Source organism: Methanofollis aquaemaris, assembly GCF_017357525.1.
GTDB classification, from domain to species: Archaea; Halobacteriota; Methanomicrobia; order Methanomicrobiales; family Methanofollaceae; genus Methanofollis; species Methanofollis aquaemaris.
Genome location: NZ_CP036172.1, coordinates 2104090 through 2122904, shown reverse-complemented (window position 1 = coordinate 2122904; position 18815 = coordinate 2104090). Strand labels below are relative to the sequence as shown.

The 18815-nt window shown below is 56.8% G+C and carries 16 protein-coding genes; 11 read left to right on the top strand and 5 right to left on the bottom strand.

Annotated elements, in window-relative coordinates; genetic code table 11:
• Nucleotides 1–446: 446 nt before the first annotated feature.
• On the top strand, nucleotides 447–1466 hold the full coding sequence (locus RJ40_RS10185) for an ABC transporter permease (protein WP_265580744.1): 1020 nt from the start codon (nucleotides 447–449) through the stop codon (nucleotides 1464–1466).
• Nucleotides 1463–1801, top strand: coding sequence for a hypothetical protein (locus RJ40_RS10180; protein WP_265580743.1), 339 nt, complete (start codon nucleotides 1463–1465; stop codon nucleotides 1799–1801). Before RJ40_RS10185 ends, RJ40_RS10180 begins: the two co-directional genes overlap by 4 nt.
• 385 nt (nucleotides 1802–2186) lie before the next feature.
• Here the strand turns inward: RJ40_RS10180 and RJ40_RS10175 are convergent, their stop codons facing one another.
• The gene (locus RJ40_RS10175) at nucleotides 2187–2441 is read right to left on the bottom strand and encodes a hypothetical protein (RefSeq protein WP_265580742.1); all 255 of its coding nucleotides are present in this window, start codon (nucleotides 2439–2441) and stop codon (nucleotides 2187–2189) included.
• Between the two features lie 345 nt (nucleotides 2442–2786).
• Between RJ40_RS10175 and RJ40_RS10170 the strand changes: the two genes are divergently transcribed.
• From RJ40_RS10170 to RJ40_RS10150, 5 genes are all read left to right on the top strand, one after another.
• Complete coding sequence (locus tag RJ40_RS10170; RefSeq protein WP_265580741.1) at nucleotides 2787–6854, top strand: acyl-CoA dehydratase activase; 4068 nt, start codon at nucleotides 2787–2789, stop codon at nucleotides 6852–6854.
• 212 nt (nucleotides 6855–7066) lie between these two features.
• The gene (locus tag RJ40_RS10165) at nucleotides 7067–7546 is read left to right on the top strand and encodes a PadR family transcriptional regulator (protein ID WP_265580740.1); all 480 of its coding nucleotides are present in this window, start codon (nucleotides 7067–7069) and stop codon (nucleotides 7544–7546) included.
• Between the two features lie 16 nt (nucleotides 7547–7562).
• Nucleotides 7563–8885, top strand: coding sequence for a TrmO family methyltransferase domain-containing protein (locus RJ40_RS10160; RefSeq protein ID WP_265580739.1), 1323 nt, complete (start codon nucleotides 7563–7565; stop codon nucleotides 8883–8885).
• A gap of 25 nt (nucleotides 8886–8910) precedes the next feature.
• On the top strand, nucleotides 8911–9522 hold the full coding sequence (locus RJ40_RS10155; RefSeq protein ID WP_265580738.1) for a class I SAM-dependent methyltransferase: 612 nt from the start codon (nucleotides 8911–8913) through the stop codon (nucleotides 9520–9522).
• Nucleotides 9519–10748: an iron ABC transporter substrate-binding protein gene (locus RJ40_RS10150; protein ID WP_265580737.1), complete on the top strand. Its 1230-nt coding sequence runs from the start codon at nucleotides 9519–9521 to the stop codon at nucleotides 10746–10748. Before RJ40_RS10155 ends, RJ40_RS10150 begins: the two co-directional genes overlap by 4 nt.
• Nucleotides 10749–10836: 88 nt before the next feature.
• Here RJ40_RS10150 and RJ40_RS10145 read toward each other — a convergent pair whose 3' ends face one another.
• Nucleotides 10837–11295, bottom strand: a complete 459-nt coding sequence (locus tag RJ40_RS10145) for a phosphopantetheine adenylyltransferase (RefSeq protein WP_265580736.1) — start codon at nucleotides 11293–11295, stop codon at nucleotides 10837–10839.
• A 30-nt stretch (nucleotides 11296–11325) separates the two neighbouring features.
• Here RJ40_RS10145 and RJ40_RS10140 point away from each other — a divergent pair, with 30 nt between their 5' ends.
• From RJ40_RS10140 to RJ40_RS10125, 4 genes are read left to right on the top strand one after another with little or no spacing between them, the layout of a single operon-like run.
• Nucleotides 11326–11817: a gamma carbonic anhydrase family protein gene (locus tag RJ40_RS10140; RefSeq protein WP_265580735.1), complete on the top strand. Its 492-nt coding sequence runs from the start codon at nucleotides 11326–11328 to the stop codon at nucleotides 11815–11817.
• Nucleotides 11810–13093, top strand: coding sequence for a CoB--CoM heterodisulfide reductase iron-sulfur subunit A family protein (locus RJ40_RS10135; protein ID WP_265580734.1), 1284 nt, complete (start codon nucleotides 11810–11812; stop codon nucleotides 13091–13093). The genes RJ40_RS10140 and RJ40_RS10135 overlap by 8 nt, the downstream gene beginning before the upstream one ends.
• Nucleotides 13090–14115 (top strand): S-methyl-5-thioribose-1-phosphate isomerase, encoded by a 1026-nt coding sequence (gene mtnA / locus RJ40_RS10130; RefSeq protein ID WP_265580733.1) that lies wholly within the window; start codon nucleotides 13090–13092, stop codon nucleotides 14113–14115. The genes RJ40_RS10135 and mtnA overlap by 4 nt, the downstream gene beginning before the upstream one ends.
• A gap of 18 nt (nucleotides 14116–14133) precedes the next feature.
• Entirely contained in the window at nucleotides 14134–14829 is a 696-nt protein-coding gene (locus tag RJ40_RS10125) for a DUF116 domain-containing protein (RefSeq protein WP_322743875.1), read from the top strand.
• Between the two features lie 227 nt (nucleotides 14830–15056).
• Here RJ40_RS10125 and RJ40_RS10120 read toward each other — a convergent pair whose 3' ends face one another.
• The 3 genes from RJ40_RS10120 to RJ40_RS10110 form a co-directional block, all read right to left on the bottom strand.
• Nucleotides 15057–15467: a bactofilin family protein gene (locus RJ40_RS10120; protein ID WP_265580732.1), complete on the bottom strand. Its 411-nt coding sequence runs from the start codon at nucleotides 15465–15467 to the stop codon at nucleotides 15057–15059.
• A 168-nt stretch (nucleotides 15468–15635) separates the two neighbouring features.
• Nucleotides 15636–16472, bottom strand: coding sequence for a geranylgeranylglycerol-phosphate geranylgeranyltransferase (locus RJ40_RS10115; RefSeq protein ID WP_265580731.1), 837 nt, complete (start codon nucleotides 16470–16472; stop codon nucleotides 15636–15638).
• A gap of 40 nt (nucleotides 16473–16512) precedes the next feature.
• A complete protein-coding gene (locus RJ40_RS10110) occupies nucleotides 16513–18696 on the bottom strand; it encodes a DUF3160 domain-containing protein (protein WP_265580730.1) in 2184 nt (727 codons plus the stop codon).
• Between the last annotated feature and the right edge of the window lie 119 nt (nucleotides 18697–18815).

The window sequence follows — 18815 nt, the reverse complement described above, 5'->3', positions numbered from 1 at the left end:
GGGATGGATGCGCGTACAGGCTCACTACGCTATGAGCAGGGTGAGAGATGGATCATCTCTCAATAGTGTGCCTTCCCACCCCAAGGATGGATATCACTCCGGGAGGATGGCTGACCCCCGAAGAAGATAGGCGGCGGAGCCCCCGGTGCGATTCATGGGGGAAGGCATCTCAATCTGAGAGGCCACCCCGATCGTAAAATCTTCACCACACTCTCGCGCCGGGGAAAGACTCCCCATACCCTCACGACGAGGAGAGGCAGGGGGTGGCAATGATGGCGTTCCCACGTGGTGTCCTGCTCTAAAGAAGAAAGCAAGGATCCATGCTCAATCCAGAGACACCTGATAATTTTCATCCAATATGCTTGAGCCCGAGGTTCATCCCTGATGGGTAACACTTTGTGACAGAATCTATATGGGCCGCTCAATTGCACAGAAATCCAGGAACCATGACTGCAAACGGGCTGCGTATCATAGCAAAAAAGGAATTTTCAGATCATATCCGGAGCAGGCGGTTTCATCTCCTCCTCGGGATCCTGGTCGTCATCGCCGCTGTCGGCATGATTGCCGGAGTTGTGCAGTATAGCAAGGATATCGCCGATTACAATGCGGTCCAGACGATTACCCAGAGCGAAGACCTTACGGTCGACGGCGATCTTGCCGGCATGAAACCATCCATCCTCTCGGTTTATTATCAGATGGGGATCCTGACCGCCAGTATCGGCGTGGTGCTCGGGATCGCCATGGGCTTCGACCTGGTGACCCGGGAAAAAGAGAACAAAACTCTGAAAATTCTGCTATCCCATCCGATATACCGGGACGAAGTGATCAACGGCAAGGCCCTCGGCGGGTTGGGAGCGATCGCCCTCGCGATGGGGATCGTCCTGATTGTCTCCCTTGCGATCATGAGCATCTTCGGACTTGTCCCGGACCACGAAGAGATGGTACGCATACTGATCTCTGGTGTGGTTTCGTTCCTCCTGATGTTCACGTTCTTCTCACTCTCCCTGTTGATGTCGGCGGTCTCGAAGGACAGCGGGAGCGCCCTGCTGTATGCTCTGATCGTGATGATCGTCCTCTCTTCGTTCATCCCGATCTTCACGTTCGGCCCGGTATACTCGGCCATCTTCGGCGATCCCCCCGACCTTCCCGGCACCTCCACCTACGCATACCAGCAGAGTTCTTCGACCTACACAAGAGTCGGGGTAACATCCGGCGACACGATAGAAAGCGAAGATCTCGAAGCCTATGAGAAGGCGTCGAGACGATACATGACGCAGAAACAGATGATCACCGATATCGTCACGCTTATCTCTCCGACCGGCAACTATCAGGCGGTCCAGAATGTTGTCTGTCGGCCTGGCGGCGAGATGCAAGGCATCGCCTGCAACGTCATCGCCCTGCTCGCGATGCCTGCGGCCTTCTTCGGGGTGGCGTGGGTCAGGTTCATGCGGGAGGACATCCGATGACCGGCGATGCCTCCGGAACCGAATCCTGGCTGGATAGGCCAGGCGTGGTGCTCATGATCCTGCTTGCCGGACTGTTGACGACGGCAATCTTGAATCTCGGCGGGAGAGGTGTCGCCACCGTTCTCATGACCGTGTTGGCGGTTCTCAGTGCATTGGTCGTCTATTTTGACGCGAGAGCGATCGGTGCCGGAAAAGAGGCGGAACCCGAGCAACTCAGGGAGATCAGAACATGGAAACCTCAGTCGTGGGCGATCTGGGTTCTCCTCTTCTGGCCGTTCTTCCTGCCGTATTATCTCTGGATGCGGAATACGGGGATGATGAAAAATATACCGTGAGGTCATCTCTAAATCCTTTCATAGAGGTCATCCCAAAACTCCCTGGCCGTTCTATGTGAGAGTAAGAGGTCTATGAAGCACGGCGTCGTTCAAGAGATTGCTGCCGCCCCGCCCCTATCTTCGTCGTGGGGGGTCCGGGGGGTCTCCCCCCGGCAGGAGAGAGTGAGGGAACATGCTTTATTCTCTCTGTGGGCGGCAAGTCTGACCGGTTTTGCCTTCCTCCATCAATCACGCCGGGGACGTTGCCTATGAAAATCCCGAGATGGCGATTGAAGCAGGGAAGACAGAAGAATGGCTGAAAAAAAGTCCTGATCCAGCTGATTGATCGAACTCTGGACTTTTGGGATATGCTCATAGAGAAGAGAGGGGCCGCCCCCACTCATCCTCACTGCCGTTCCCCGCTCTCCTCGATCAACACACGATATCTCTCGCGCAGTGCCTGCACCTCCCTCTCGTTCAACCCGTCGACAATGCCCCTGCACTTCACCAGAAATCGCGGGACCTGTTGTGCAAGCCTCTCAGCGTATGTCCCGGAGACATCACCGGCAACATAATACTGCGTCTCCACACGTGCCCGCCGCGCCCTCTCCACCATCTCGCACTCCTCGGGGGTGAAGAACTCATTGAGAAGGCGCTGCATCAACACGATCGTGCTCTTTGCGACCTCGCGTCCCGGAGAGAGGGGTGCCCTTCCATAAACCGCATCGGTCAGGAAATCTCAAGGAGAAATAAGATAAGAACCAGAGTATTCTCGACAAAAGAAAGATGGGCCAATTGCGCCTTGAATCTAGGGAGACGAAAACCCTCCATCGATCGGAAAAGTTCCAGAAACGCCAGAAAATCAAATTTTGTTCGGCAAATCTATTTATGCCCCTAACAATGGACCTATCCTTCACAGTTTGATTGTGAACTGTTTGAAAATATACAGTTTGAGAATTAACTATTGACGATCCCCTATACGTCAAACGCAGAGAGGAGATGTAAAATGCTCGAAAAAATGTCGGAAATCGTAATAAAAGATGAAGACAGCCACCACCTGTGTGAGATCACCGAATTCAATCCGGTATATAGTTTAGGAATTGATATCGGCTACTCATCAGTGAAAATCGCACTGCTCAATGACTCAAACGCAATCGTTTACACCGATTACATCCTGCACAAAGGAAAAATCAAAGAAACCCTGAAAAAAATCCTGAAAAAAATCCCACGAAAATATAATCTCGACAATATAACGACCGGAGCGGTGACCGGGAGTGAAAGCAAATTCACAACCAGAAATTGGACTATTCAGCACATAAACGACGTCCTGGCACTGGTAGAGGGATGCCTCACCATACAGGACACCATAAAATCTATCATCGAAATCGGTGGAGAGAGTGCAAAATACATCACAGGACTGAACAAGGACAACAGATCAACCATTCAAATTTCAATGAATTCCAGCTGTTCGGCAGGAACAGGATCTTTTCTGGAAGAACAAACATCAAGACTCAATCTTGATATTGAAGACTATTCATCATATGCCGCAAATGCAATATTTATCCCAAGGATTGCCGGAAGATGCAGCGTTTTTGCAAAAACCGACATCATTCATCACCAGCAAGAAGGAGTCCCGATAGAAGATATTCTTCTGGGACTTGCGTATGCCCTCATAAGGAATTATCGCGGAACGGTCATTAAAAAATTCCCCCTTGAAAAACCCATCATGCTGACAGGAGGAGTAGCCTATAACGACGCCATTGTTGGCGCGGTTAAAGATGTCCTCAATTTAAGAGAACATGAACTGGTTGTCTGCGAAAAATGTGGGAATACCGCAGCCGTGGGTGCAGCGAGAGTTGCAAAAAACGATCATCTCCGGCTCCGCTATAAAGACATCCTGGATATCCTGGATAGTGCGGATGACAGATCCATCATCGATACCGGGGAAGATGAACTGCCGGCACTCAACGCCTTCGGCGATGGAGACAGCAAAAGAAAACATCTTTGCAAACCATTCGGTGAAAAAAGCGAAAAAAGCGACTGCTACCTGGGCATAGACGTCGGATCGACCAGCACCAATCTTGTGCTCATGAACCCGTACAACGAGATTCTGTCCTACCGATATCTCAAAACACTCGGAGATCCATTTCAATCAGTAAAAAAAGGATTCAATGAATTAAAAAATGAAATTGGGGACAAAATAAATATTCTGGGCGTGGGGATCACCGGATCGGGCAGGCATATGATCGGGAGACTGATCGGGGCCGACGTGATCAAAGACGAAATTACCGCACAGGCGAAAGCAGCGACCACCATCGACAGAGATGTTGATACGGTATTCGAAATCGGCGGACAGGACTCCAAATACATCAGCCTTCATGACGGCATGGTGACCGATTTCCAGATGAACAAAATCTGTGCTGCGGGCACGGGTTCATTTATCGAAGAGCAATCAAAAAAATTTGATATACCCATTAACAATTTCGGCACCATCGCGATCAACAGTCGCCACCCCGTTCATCTTGGCGAGAGATGTACCGTTTTTATCGAAACAAGTATTGCCACACATTTATCCAGCGGCACGAAAATCGACGACATTGCCGCCGGACTCTGTTACTCCATCGCGAAAAATTATTTGAATAGAGTTGTCGGGCAGAATAAAATAGGAGAGAAAATATTCCTCCAGGGGGGCATCGCATACAACCAGGGAGTTGTCAATGCTTTCAGAGCGCTCACCGGCAAAGAAATTATTGTCCCCCCGTTTTTTAGTGTCACCGGTGCCTACGGTGCGGCAATTCTGACAAAAGACGAGATGAACACAGCCCAAACAAAATTCAAAGGATTTGATATTCGCGATGCTCCCAGGATTACCCTGAAAAGTGAAACACCAAAGACCGAATCAAGATTTGACAACAGAGTCAATGAACTGATCTTCGAAGGATACGATGGTTCATATGATGAAGACAAGCCGATCATCGGCATCCCGCGGGCACTCTTCACCTATGGCATGTACCCCATGTTCAGCACCTTTTTCAGGGACCTTGGGTTCAATGTCATTCTGTCGGATCCCACCAATGAAGAAACCGTCAGGCTGGGCCAGGAGTACTCGCTGGATGAAACATGCTATCCGGTAAAATTGATCAACGGCCACGTCGCCGAACTGGTACAAAAAAAGGTGGACTATATTTTCTTCCCTGATCTCTTCACCGTACCCCACCCGGGTTCCCATTCGAGGCAGGACTATGGCTGTCCCTATATGCAGATCGCCTTCAAGATGGTCAACAAGGCGATGGAACTTGACAAAAAAGGTATCAAACTCCTCTCGCCGACATTCGGGTTCAGTCTCGGAGAAGAATTCATGAAAAAAAGTTTCATGGATCTCGGGCGGAAACTTGGAAAAGATCCCGAAGAAACGCTCATGGCCCTCCAGAAAGGAATGAAAGCATTCCTCGATTTCGAGACCAGGATCGAAGAAACCAGCAGAGAACTGGTGAAAAATCTCAGGCCCGACGAAAAAGCGTTTGTCATCATCTCAAAGACGTACGGGGTGTCCGACCCGGCACTGAACCTTGGAATTCCCGACAGACTTGCAGAAAAAGGCTATAAAGTCCTGGCATTTTACAACCTGCCCGGAGGCGACATCTCGAAAGAACACCCGAATATGTACTGGCCCTTCGGTCAGCACATCCTCGAAGCGGCGCAGATCGTCAAAGCACATCCGAACCTCTACGCAATATTCCTGACCCATCACGGGTGCGGTCCGGACACGGTTTTTTCCCATTATTTCAGGGAAATTATGGATGGGAAACCCTATCTGAACATCGAGGTCGACGAACATTCTTCAGATGTCGGCGTGATCACGCGACTCGAAGCTTTTATCAACAGCCTGAATACCATTCCCGCCGGAACGGCAGATGCCCTGGAAACATATCCCGGAAAGGTGGCTCACCGGAGAGCGAATATCACGCCCGATCGTGCGGAACTGGAGGACGGGGCGACGATCTATGTGCCGAACATCTACCCGTACTCGCACATCTACTGTGCATCTTTGAAAAACGCCGGGATACATGCACAAACGCTGCCGGCACCCGACTTCGGCAGCATAAACGCCGGGCGGAAATACGCCTTAACGAACGAATATTTTTCTCTGATCGCTCTGATCGGAGACGTCGTGAATTTCTTCGATACTCGCACGGATCATGAAAAACCGTCTGCAATACTCATCCCGCAGTCCGAGGGAGCAGAAGTCGACGGCCAGTACAACCGCATCCTGAGAACGATTCTGGATGCAAAGGAACTGAAAGATATCGCCGTCGTTGCTCCATTTGTCGAGGACGCGCTGTTGAAAGACGCGACCGATCTCGACACCATCTTTCTCGTCCTGATCGCAGGAGACATCGTCCGCAATGCACCCCCGGAGCGGAGAGACGATTATCTCGACATGGTCCTCGAAGCGTCTCAGGACGGTCGTCTCCACCTCGAATTCCTGAAAGAGCTGGCAGGGAACATGTGTGCCGAACACCGTGCAAAGAACTACAAAAAGACCATTCTCGCAATCGGCGAACCCATGATCCTCTTCAACGACTATTTAAACAATGCAACGTTCAAAAACATCGAAGAGAACCACCATCGGGTGGTCTACGCTCCCCTGAGCGAATCCATGTGGCTCCTGTGGAACGATTTCATCGTTCAAAACGGAAAGAAAAACAAAACGATGCTGCACCAGAAACTGGAGGTGTTTGAAGACGCCATCTCACAGATATCCGGGTGTCTCTCAGAGTACAGTCCCTTCGAAAAGCACGTGAAGAGTCTTGCCGCAACGGCCGACAGCACCCTGGGCTATTATGCCGGCGCCTTCGGGAGATACCGGGGAGCAAAAACCCGGTGTGCCGGGGCAGTAATCGACGGCATCATAACGGTGGCGTCGATCTATGAAAATACGGGAATCGCACTCAATACCCTGCACCAGGGAGATGAACGCAACAGGTCAAAACCGATTCTCAACCTGACATTCGACGGGAACGAAAATGAGAATACGAAAACAAAGATAGAATCGTTCCTGTATTATCTGTAGGTATTCGCACACCAGGGGAAGAGCGCCGGTCTTCCGCTCCTCTCCGATTTTTGAGAGAGCAGGGTACCGGATCGGACGATGTGACATATCGCTGTGTTGTGATCACACAATACGCAACTCTTATAACAATGTTGTGACAATAGGTTGTTACCAAACCGTTGGCATAAAAACCTTCAAATGTCACCGCACCGATCTCAAAACACGAGAGAATTATGCACAGCATCTGGAAATTCACCCCCGAAAAAGGAAAAGAGAGAGGACTGCTCACCGTCCTGATCCTCCACTCCCTGGAGAAAGAGCCGAAATCCGGGTACGACCTCCTCAAGGAGATCGCCGAACAGACCGAGGGGACGTGGGTTCCGAACAAAGGAACCGTGTACCCCCTGTTAAAATCTCTTGAATCGGAGGGACTCATCAGAGTAAAAGAAGTCGGAAAGCGCTCAAAGACAACATACGAACTGACAGATGCAGGAGAAAAAACGATCTCGAACTTCAAAAACGAAAGAGAAGGGTCTGAAGAGAGAGTGAATTTTTTTAAAAAAATGCACCTCGAAATTTTCGGAGAAGAGAATATTTCGTTGATCCATCTCATGATGGACATCAGGTTCTATGTAGAAAAACTTCCCGAAGAGAAGATAGACCAGGCAAAAGAGATTCTAAAAAGGAGTTTTGAAGAAATAAAGACCCTTTAGACCAGGAGACAAAAAAATGGAACAAACAGACACGACACTAGCGGAGGCTATCACGCTGAAACCCATCGGGATCATCAGGAACGATCTGGCAGCACCGCAACTCGTCGCGGACGGCGACGGCCTGAAACTGAACGATGAACCGGGCACCGCACTGAAAAAATTTCATGAAGCATCGGACGCGCGTTCGAAGATCGTCATACAGGAGGAGATGGCCGATCTCCTCGAGGGCATCGAAGACTTCTCCCACATCGTGGTTCTCTACTGGGGTCACGAGGTTTCAGACACCGGTCGGTCCCTGAAAAAAGTTCACCCTGTCGGCCGTACCGATTACCCGTTAAAGGGCATCTTTTCCACCTGCAGCCCGGCCCGCCCAAACCCTCTGCTGATGACGGTGGTCCGGCTGCTGGGAAGGGACGGCACCACATTGACCGTCTCTGGTCTGGACGCAATCGACAGAAGCCCGGTCCTGGACCTCAAACCCTATGTGGGTGAACAATTCCCGCAGAACGACACTTTTGTTCCCGAATGGATGGATGCGATCATGAACGAATACAAAGAGAGTGATGAAATGAAAGAGAATGTCAATGAAAATGCCGGAGACCTGTTCTGTTCAGGTGTGCTCGAGAGCGCGAGGATCGAAAAATTGAGAATAAACCCGCGGGCAGAGTTCGGAGAGGCGCTTCGAAAGAAAGATATCGCGACCTGTCTGGTAAAAACGGCGGAAATTCACGGGCATTATTGTCCGGGCAGCGCCCTCGGCGTGATGGCCTCGATGTACGGCCTGCACCTTCTCGGCCCGGACTGCATGAACTCAGACGGCGTTATGGAGAACCTCCTTGCAATCGTCGAGATCAATGCCTGCTTCGCCGACGGCGTCCAGGCGGTTTCGGGGTGCACGCTGGGAAACAACTCCCTCATCTACCGCGACCTCGGAAAACTTGCGGTCACGTTTGCCGTCCGCGGAAAAGAAGAAGGAGTCCGCATACGAGCCAGGCCCGAGTTCAAGAAATATGTCGGAGACGCCGTCCCCGAGTTCTACCCGTTGATGGAAAAAGTCATCATGAACCGGGCGGGAACACCGGAAGAAGAGAAAAGTTTCAGAGAAAAAGGACAGGAAGCCGCTTTTGCACTGATGAAACTCCCCTTTGAAAAAATATTCGTCGCTGAAACCGTTGTTCCCGACATTCCCGACTACGCCCCGATAGCGGCGAGCGCCGTCTGCCCGCAGTGCGGGGAGATCGTGATGGCCACAAAGATCGACAGAGATACAGGGATGTGTTTCATGTGCAGCAGGAAATATCGGGAAGTTGAAGGCAGAGGCATCGTCGAAAAAGCATGAAGACAGAAGGAGGAGACACACCACCATGGAGGACACAGAGAGGCCCGTGTGCCGTCACGGCGAGGGCGGCCACGGAAAGAGAAGTCCGAGCAGTTTCTGGATGCACGACCCGGACCGGATATTTCAGGAAGTGAACCTCAAGAAAGGAGACGTCTTCCTCGACCTCGGTTGCGGAGCAGGCGAATATTCCCTGTATGCCGCACGAGAGGTCGGTGACCAGGGGTCGGTCATTGCCGTGGACATACGGGAAGATCTGGCCGACGCCCTGATGAAAAAAGCGGATTTAGCCGGGTTGAAAAATATCACGGCAACGGTCGCCGATCTCTCAGAGCGGTTGCCCTTCGACGACGACACCATTGATGTCTGTTTCCTCGTCACGGTCCTCCACGCCCTCGACCTCGATCAGGTGGCTGAGACGCTCTTTTCAGACATTCGACGCGTCCTGAAGAGACACGGGCGCCTGGTCGTCATCGAATGCAAAAAAGAGGAGATGCATTTCGGCCCGCCGTTCAGGATGCGCATATCGGCGGAAGAACTTGAACCGATCATATCGCACTACGGCTTTGAAAGGATCGGTCTGGCAGATCTCGGGTACAACTACATGATCTCATTTTGTGTGCCGGAGGCGAGAACATGAAAATTCAGACAGCAATCGTCTTCTGCATCCTGGTCTCGGCGGTTGCCTTTTGCGGGTGCATGCAAACGCAGGAAACAACCCCGGATAACGCAATCGCAAACGAGCAGGTCAGAACGGTGACGGACAGCCGCGGCATCGAAGTCACGATACCCGCGAAAATCGAGAGAGTGGCGACCGTATCGGACGGCCTCGTCGAGGAAGTGATGTATATCTTCGGTGTCGACGACACGATCGTCGGCCTCGGGTCGAAGGGTTCCCAATTTGTCTCTAACTACAGCTATTCCCTTGACAATGGAAGAAACCTGTCAATCGAGGGAGGAAAGAATGTCGCGCTTGCTCTCTCACCGCATCTCAAAGACCTTCCCCTGTTCATGGATTACGGTTCGGCAATGAATCTTGAGACGCTCGCCTCCCTCAAACCGGACGTGGTCATCATACGCCTCGGAAGTTCGTCATTTCTCTCCGGAGAGGACGAGAACGCACAGAAAAGCATCAGAATGATCGAATCGCTCGGCATTCCGGTTGTTGTTCTGTATACTCCCGAATGCGCTAAAAATGCCGACCCCACCGAAATATCAGACGAAATCCGGATCATCGGCAACGTCTTCGGAGAAGAAAAGAAGGCAGAAGAAATCATAGCAAAACTGGAGTCACGGGAGGACCGGATCAGAGAAAGGACGCAAAATATATCTGACGATCAAAAACTCGGTGTGCTGCTCTTCGGACTCTCTTCCATGCACAGGACCGAGACTGCCGCGGGAATAGCCTGGGGACTGAAGACGACCGAATCGTACATCGTCGAAAATGTTGTCAATGCAAAAAACGCGTACAGATCTGATGTGGGTACGTTCCAGGTCATAAACACCGAACAGGTCCTTGCCATGAACCCGGACGTCATCATTCTCGGTACGGCCAGCGGGTATCATCCGCCCGACGAACTGTATTACGCACCCTATTACAGAAATCTCCGGGAACTCGACGCCGTGAAAGATCACCACGTCACGTCCCTCCCCTATGCACCCAGAAACTCCGCAGAACGTCTGGAATATCCGATCAACATGATGGTCATTGCAAAGTCGACATATCCCGACAGATTTGAAGACATAGACCTGAACGAATGGGTGCTGTCCTTTTACCAGGACATTTACGGCGTCGATTATACGGGGGCAGAAGAATTACGCGCGGCTCAACTGATGGACTGGTGCGTCGAGGACGAATCTGTATGACGAGGGCGAACAGATTCACCTATTTTCCGGATAGGCAGGGTTCCGAAGGCATCGGCGCATTTTCCTGACTGAATAAAATAATCCACCCTCACCGCATCATCCGTCCCGCATCGTCGATCTCGCCCCTGATGATCCTGGTCGAGGAGATCCACTTCCCGTCCTCCGCGAGGACACAGGCGATCTGGTGGATCTCCACCATCCTCTTCCCCTTGGCCCGGCGGAGTTTGTTGATCTCAAGACCCACCGGCAACGTCTCCTCAGAGACGACCAGAATATCGAAGTCGACCTCCAGCGCCGAGCCGTACCGGTCGTTGAGCGCCTCCACCTCCCACGTCGTCCCGGTGCCGAGACTCTCGATATACCGTTCAAGCGCCGCCTTCCGCGCCTCGTAGGTCATGACCGGGTGGCTCTTCCTGCCCGCAAAATTGTCGGACGAGAGCCCGACGACGACCAGACCCTCAGGGCCGGCGAGTTCGAACGAGCGCGAGATCAGTTTCCTGTGCCCGGCATGAAGGGGAGAGAAGGTTCCCCCGACCATAATCTTCATTGATAGTCATGGGGAACCCATACTATAATTATGAACCACAATCTGCGCATCGGCGACGAGGTCTTCATCGCGGAGAACGCCACCGTCCTCGGCGACGTCACCCTCGGCGATAGAGCGGCGGTCTGGTTCGGCGCCGTGGTCAGGGGCGACCGGGACAGGATCGTCATCGGCGCCGACTCCAACGTTCAGGACAACGCCGTCGTCCACGGCAGCACCGGTCACCCGACCATCATCGGCGAACGGGTCTCGATCGGACACGGCGCCATTGTCCACGGATGCTCCATCTCAGACGAGGTGCTCGTCGGGATGGGCGCGATCGTGATGAACGGAGCGGTCGTCGGTGAAGGCTCGATCATCGGCGCCGGCGCGGTGGTCACCGAAGGCAAGGTCGTCCCGCCGGGATCGGTGGTCCTCGGTGTGCCCGGCAAGGTCGTCAAGGAGGTCGGTCCCGAGCAGCGCGAGCACATCAGGGAGAACGCACGCATCTACGTCGAACTGGCCGCGGGGTACCGGCATGGCTGAGGTGGTCGTCGTCGGCGGCGGGATCACCGGCATCCAGGCGGCGCTCGACCTCGCCAACCACGGGGTGACCGTCCACCTCGTCGAGCGCGAACCGACGATCGGCGGGCACATGGCCATGCTCGACAAGACCTTCCCGACCAACGACTGCTCCATGTGCATCCTCTCGCCCAAGATGGTCGACGTCGAGCGCCACCCGCTCGTCACCCTCCACACCTGCACCGAGGTCGTCGGGGTCGAGGGCGAGGTCGGGGCCTTCACCGTCCGCCTCCTTCGCCACCCCCGCTACATCGACGAGAAAGAGTGCAACGGCTGCGGTGACTGCACCGAGGTCTGCCCGGTCGAGGTCTACAACCACTTCGACGCCGGGATCGGGGTGCGCAAGGCGGTATACAAACCGATGCCGCAGGCCGTCCCGAACATCACGGTCAGGGACGCCGAACACTGCATCGACTGCGGGCTCTGCTACGAGGCCTGCGGTAAGGACGCTGTGCTCAGGGACGACGAAGATCACGAAGAAGAGATCGAGGTAAGGGCCGCCGCCGTGGTGGTCACCACCGGGTACACTACCTTCGACCCCTCGCGCAAGGCCAACCTCCGCTACCTCAAACTCCCCGACGTCGTGACCAACCTCGAGTTCGAGCGGATGATCAACGCGAGCGGCCCGACGGGCGGCGAACTGCGCCGGCTCTCGAACGGTGCGGTGCCGAAAAGCATCGCCTTCCTCCAGTGCGTGGGGTCGCGGGACATGCAGATCGACCGCCCGTACTGCTCCTGCGTCTGCTGCATGGCGGCGGTCAAGAACGCCATCCTGATCAAGGAGCACCATCCCGAGACCGAGGTGACCGTGCTGTACATGGACATCAGGGCCTATGGGAAGGGCTACGAGGAATATTTCGAACGGGCCCAGGCGATGGGCGTTCGGTTCCTCCGCGGTATGCCCGGCGAGATCGCCGCAAAGGACGGCGGGCTTGAACTGATGGTCGAGAACACCGAGACCGCGGAGGTCGAGTTCCTCCACCCCGAACTCGTCGTCCTCTCGGTCGGGATGCAGCCCCCGACCGGTGCCGAGGCCCTCGCGGGGCGGCTCGGGATCACCCTGGAGACGACCGGGTTCGTGCAGATCAAAGACGAAAAGACCGACACCGTCTCGACCCTCAGGCCGGGCATCTATGTGGCCGGGACTGCCGTCGCCCCGAAAGATATCCCCGACTCGGTGGCGATGGCCGGGGCCGCGGCGATGCGGGCCTATCAGGACGCGCTGAAGGTGGACCTTTGATCCCGCGGACCATCGCCCGCGAGGGCGAGGTCATCGTCTTCATCGACCAGACCCTCCTCCCCGGACGCCTGGAGACAGTGCGGTGCACCGACCCCGAACGGCTTGCCACGGCGATCAGGCGGCTCGAGGTCAGGGGGGCGCCGGCCCTCGGGATCGCCGGGGCATACGGAGTCGCCCTGGCCGCGATGCAGAGCGAGGCCGGGGATATGGAGGGTTTTCTTGCCGGGCTCGTCGACGCCGCCGGGTACCTCAGAGGGACGCGGCCGACCGCAGTGAACCTGGGCTGGGGGATCGACCGGGTGCTCGCCGCCGCCGGAACGGCCGAAACCGTCGAGAGCGCGAAGGAGGCGGCGGTCGCGGAGGCAGACCGGATCGCCGCCGAGGACGAGGCGACCTGTCGGGCGATCGGGAGACACGGGGCGGCGCTCATCCCCGACGGCGCGAGGGTGCTCACCCACTGCAATGCCGGGGCCCTCGCCTGCTCGACCTGGGGGACGGCGCTCGGTGTCGTCCGTTCGGCGGTCGAGGCCGGCAAGGAGGTCTCGGTCACGGCCTGCGAGACCAGACCGCTCCTGCAGGGTGCGCGCCTCACCGCCTTCGAACTCGCGGAGGACGGGATCCCGGTGCGGGTGATCACCGACTCGACCGCTGCGTTCCTGATGCGCAGAGGAGAGATCGACTGTGTGGTCGTCGGGGCCGACCGGATCACCCGCGACGCCGTCTTCAACAAGATCGGCACGTACATGCACGCGGTCTGTGCCCGGCACCACGGAATCCCCTTCTATGTGGCCGCCCCCCTCTCGACCTTCGATACCGTGAGGAGCGAGGCCGAGGTGGTGATCGAGGAGCGCGACGAGGATGAGATCGCCGTCTTCAATGGCAGGCGGATCGTGCGGGAGGGCGTGCGGTGCACCACCTACGCCTTCGACGCCACGCCCCTCGACCTGGTGAGCGGGATCGTCACCGAGGAGGGCGTCTTCAGGCCTCCCTTCGACCTGATGCCCGAACCCCGGAATATTTAAATTATCTTCCCTTACTGTATGGCAAGCATGTTCTTCTCAAGCCCGCTCTGGACCCCGCTGGTGACCCTCATCGGCGAGATCACGGTCCTGATCTTCATCGGAATGTTTGTCGGTGCAGTCGTCGTCATGAGCATTGCCACTATTTCTGTCAGGAGCGGGCATTTTTACTTCCCACGGCTGATGAAAAGTGGGATGGTCCTCCTTGAGGGGATGATCAAGGGGATCTGCAAGTTCTTTGGTTTCGACGACAAGGATCTGGTCACCTTCTTCATCAGGCTCCACAACACCATGAACATGAAGATGTTTGGGGATACGCCGGTGGAAAAAAGGGCAATCTTCCTGCCTCAGTGCCTCAGGGCAGGGGACTGCCCCGCCTCCCTCACCCCGGAGGGGCTGGTCTGCCGCCGGTGCAAGCGGTGTGCAATCGGCTCTGAGATCGACACGTTTGAAGAGATGGGTTACCGGGTCTTCATCGTCCCGGGCTCGACCTTTATCAAGAGGATGGTGAAGCAGCACCGCCCCGAGGCGATCATCGGGGTCGGGTGCCTGATGGAGATCAAAGAAGGGCTCGAACTCTGCGACAAGATCGGCCTCATCGGGATGGGCGTGATCACCCTCAAGGACGGGTGCGTCGAGACCATTCTTGACTGGAGCGACCTTGTCGAGATCGCAGAGATCGGGCTTGCCCCGACGAGTGCTCCAGGAAACAACTGAGAGCAGGGGTACGGGAGGCAGGGGCGAGAATGACCCCCCTCTCTTCAGGATCTTTTATGCCACCTTCCCATCTTCATTCCGGACCCCCGGGATTGCGATAGGAACAGGAAGACAGAGAGAGGAACATGAAGAGGGTGGTGTCGTCCCCTACGTCCTTTTCACGCGATGAGAGAGAGAGATCTCGTTCAATTGCATCGCGTTGGCGATATTTTGTTCTTGACTCGCCCCTAGTTCCCCGACACCTTCACGTTCTTCCCGGTAAGTTTGGTCGAGACGATCTTGCCGCAGACATAGATGGTGGCCTCGCTCCTCACCTCGCCGACCCGCACCCCTGGCCTGAGGATGATGTCCCCCTGCGCGGTGACCCCATTGATCACGGCCTGGTCGGAGACGGTGACATCGCCTGCCGAGGAGAGTTTCCCCTTGATCCGCACGCCCCGGCCGATAACTCCTGAGCCGCAGGTGACGTCCTCCCCGACGGTCGAGAGCGGCCCGAGTTCGAGACAGCCGTCGACATCGAGCCGGCCCCAGATATGGGTTTCAGGCGGGACGATAAAGTTTCCCGGGATGTGGACATTCCCATCAAAAAAAGAGCCCTTTGGTGCGATATAGGTGTCCCCGCGCTGATAGACCTTCATGCTCTCAACACGATCATGCGGGGGACGGATAGAAAAGGTTTCGGTTTGTTTATATTTTTGATGAGGAAATCAATCGACAGTATAAAACCCTTTTCTTCATCATGACTCCGATTATTCGTCCGATATCCCATGTGACAGAGGAAAAGTCATAATCCCGAAATCTTCACCTCAGCAGAGTATGGCGGCTGCGGTGAAGACCAGCAACGAGAGGAACATCCCCTTCTTCAGGGTCGAGGTGACCCCGGAGGTCCGGACACAGGCCGGCGTGTCGCACCCGCGCACCCCTGCCGACCTGAAGAGGACAGCGATATTGAGGGTGCCGATGGCGAGGAGGTACGGGAGGCCCCACCAGCGAAAGACCGGGAGCATCGAGAGGACGACGGCCGCAAGGGCGAAGCCGAGGGCAAGGGTGACCGAACGGGGCACCCCGATGAGCATCGGGAGCGTCCTGGCCCCGCCGGCCCGGTCGCCCTCGACATCCTCGGCGTCCTTGAGCACCTCGCGGGCGAGCATGGCGAGGAGGGTGACCCCGGCCACCGGGAGGGTCGCAAGAAGACCTTCAGCCCCGGCAAGCGCCCCGCCGAAGAGAAAGATGGACGACGAGAGGTAGGCGACGGCGAGGTTGCCGAGGAAGGGGGTGCCCTTGAGGCGCACCGCGTACAGCACCAGGAGCACCGAGTTGAAGACGGCGATCCCCAGGCAGAGGGGGTTGGTGACGAGAGCAAGAGCGACGCCGCCGGTAAAGAGAAGGGCGGCATAGATGAGCGCCCCGCGCCCGGAGACCGCGCCCGAGGGGATGGGACGGTCGGGCCGGTTGACGGCGTCGATCTCGGCGTCGCAGTAGTCGTTGATGGTGTTGCCTGCGGCGGTGACGAGGGCGACGATCCCGATGAGGAGCGCGGCCTCGGGCCTGACCGTGCCGGTGGCGATGAGGTAGCCGAGCACCCCGGCGAGGCCGGCGATGACCGAGTTGACCGGGCGGGTGATCGCAAGATAGCCGTGCATGCTGAGAAAGAGGTGAGCGGGAGAGATATTTCAATCCCACTTATCTGACGGTGACGGGGTGCGCCGCCACCGCGTACTCGCCGGTCCACCAGGGCCTGGGCGGCGGGTCGTCCCTGAGCATCTCCACCCATGCCTTGTCAGTGAGGCGGTCGTCGAGCGGGTGCGTGAACTCGTAGTACGAGAAGACCGGGCCGGCGCAGAGGGTGGCCGCACCGTCGGCGGTCGGGCAGGCGACGACGATGAGGTCGACGTACCCCACGCCCTCTTCCAGGACGAGGTCGTGGTACGGGTCTGAGTGCACGTCGGCGACCAGGGTCGTCCGGGCCTCGAGGTCTGAGACCAGGTCGTCGAGGGTCTCGGCGGCGTCCCTGATGAAGGCGTGGTCGTCGGCGGTGAGGGGGACGCCTTCGAGTTCTTTCACCGAGAGCGCGGTGAACCGGTCGATCACCTCGCCGAGGGTGCCGAGCCGCCGCTCTGCGGCGGCGTCCAGGACGCCGAAGTCTGAGAGTCCTTCTTCGGTCATGGCATTGAGGGCTCCGAGGCGGTGGTAGGCCTCGGGGACCGGTTCGACGTAGCCCGGGATTTCGGGTTTCTCAGGCGGGACCGACACGCTGCCGCCGCCGGTATAACTCTGTTTGACATAGAGGATGGTGTCGCGGCGGAGTTCGGTCCATGAGGCGAGCGCGGTGGTGAGTTCCTTCTCCTGCCAGGCCGGCGTCTGCATGAAGGTCGGGTAACCCTCCCCGAACTCGCCGAGGAGCGGGCGGAGCGAGTTCAGCCAGCCCCAGTAGAGGTTCTGGCGCCACGCGCTCTCGTTGAGCGCGGCGAGATCGGCCTCGAACCCGGAGTAGACCGCGTCATAGTCTGCATAGGCACTGTCCCCGCCCTCGGCCAGAAGGGTGCGGGCCTGCTCTGAACCGAGGAGGGCCATCAGGTCCAGGCCGGTCGGGACATTCCGGCCGCCGTCGATCATGGTGAAGGGTTCGCCGGTCCCGGTGAACTCGCCGACGTACGGGTAGACCATTTCGGAAAAGACGTGAGAGTCAGGGACCAAACGCTGGCCCATGAACCTGAATCCCTGGGTGGCGTTGAGCATCGCTCTCGCCTCTTCAGGCGAATAGACAACCTGGTAGCCGGTCCCGCTGTAGATCGACGGCGGGTTCCGGCCCTGGAGTTCCTGCCTGAGGGCCTCGACCTCTTCGGGGCCGAGATCCTGCTTTGCCCCGCCGAAGAGCCGTTCCATCGCGGCGATATATTCTCTCGGTCCGGCGTCGTCGGAGTAGCCGACATAGAAGGCGGTGACCTCGTAGATCCGGTCCCAGCGCGCCATCAGGTCGGGGTCGTCGGCAAGGACCGCTGCGGTTCTTGCGGCGGCCGCGGTCTGGACGCGTGCCTCCTCCTCACTGACCTGCCTGGTGGCGTTGAGGAGGAAGGGCATCCGTCCGTGCCACATCATCGCCAGGAAATAATTGTTGAGTTTTTCCGATCTGGTGTAGTGGCCGCGTGGGCGGTATTGCGAGTAGTCCTCGGAGTACGAGAAGAGAGGCGAGGACGCAAGCCCGGCCTGCCCCTCGATGAGGTCGAGTTCGGCCTCGACCCCGGCGCGGACCTCGGCCGGGACGTCGACGTCTGAAGGGTCGAGGAGGGCGAGGGCCACGGCATAGTAGCCCATGTTCAGTCTGGCCGCCTCCTTCGCCTCGCCCGAAGCCTGCCGATAGGCTTCCTCGGAGGCGTTGAGGAGAGCGGTGTCGAGGGCCCGGAGATCGTCGAAGAACTCGGACTCCTCGACCCGGCTGAGGGTGTCGTCGAACTGGGCATGATAGAGGTGGTAGAGGGTGTCAGAGGAGAGGAAGAGCGGGACGTTCCGGTCGCCGAGGACTTTGTACGGCCTGACCATGTCGTCTTCGGGCCCCATGGGGTACGCGGCGACGACGAAACCGTGCTCCCTGATGAGGGCCTGCTCTTCAGGGCCAAGGGAGAGGGCGGCGACGACCTCGTCCCAGTTCGTGACGGTCGCAGGGTCGAGGGGGAGGGCGTACTGCGGTGCCGACGGCGTGACCTCCAGGGGCTCGGACGGATAATACCCGGCAAAGCCGGGATCATCCGTCACTGCCGCACCCTTGAGCGGAGGCGTGGGTGCAGGAGGCGATGCGTCGTCTACGGTAGCGCACCCTGCGACGAGGAGGGCCGCACCAAGGATAAGGGCTGGGAGTATTCGGTGCATGATCTCACGACAGGAGATCGGGCCGACGGCGCAATAAAGATATCCAAGACTGCGAATAATTTCGCAGTGATAAAACCGAGCGGGCTTGAGGGGATTCGAATCCCCGGTATTCAGCTCAG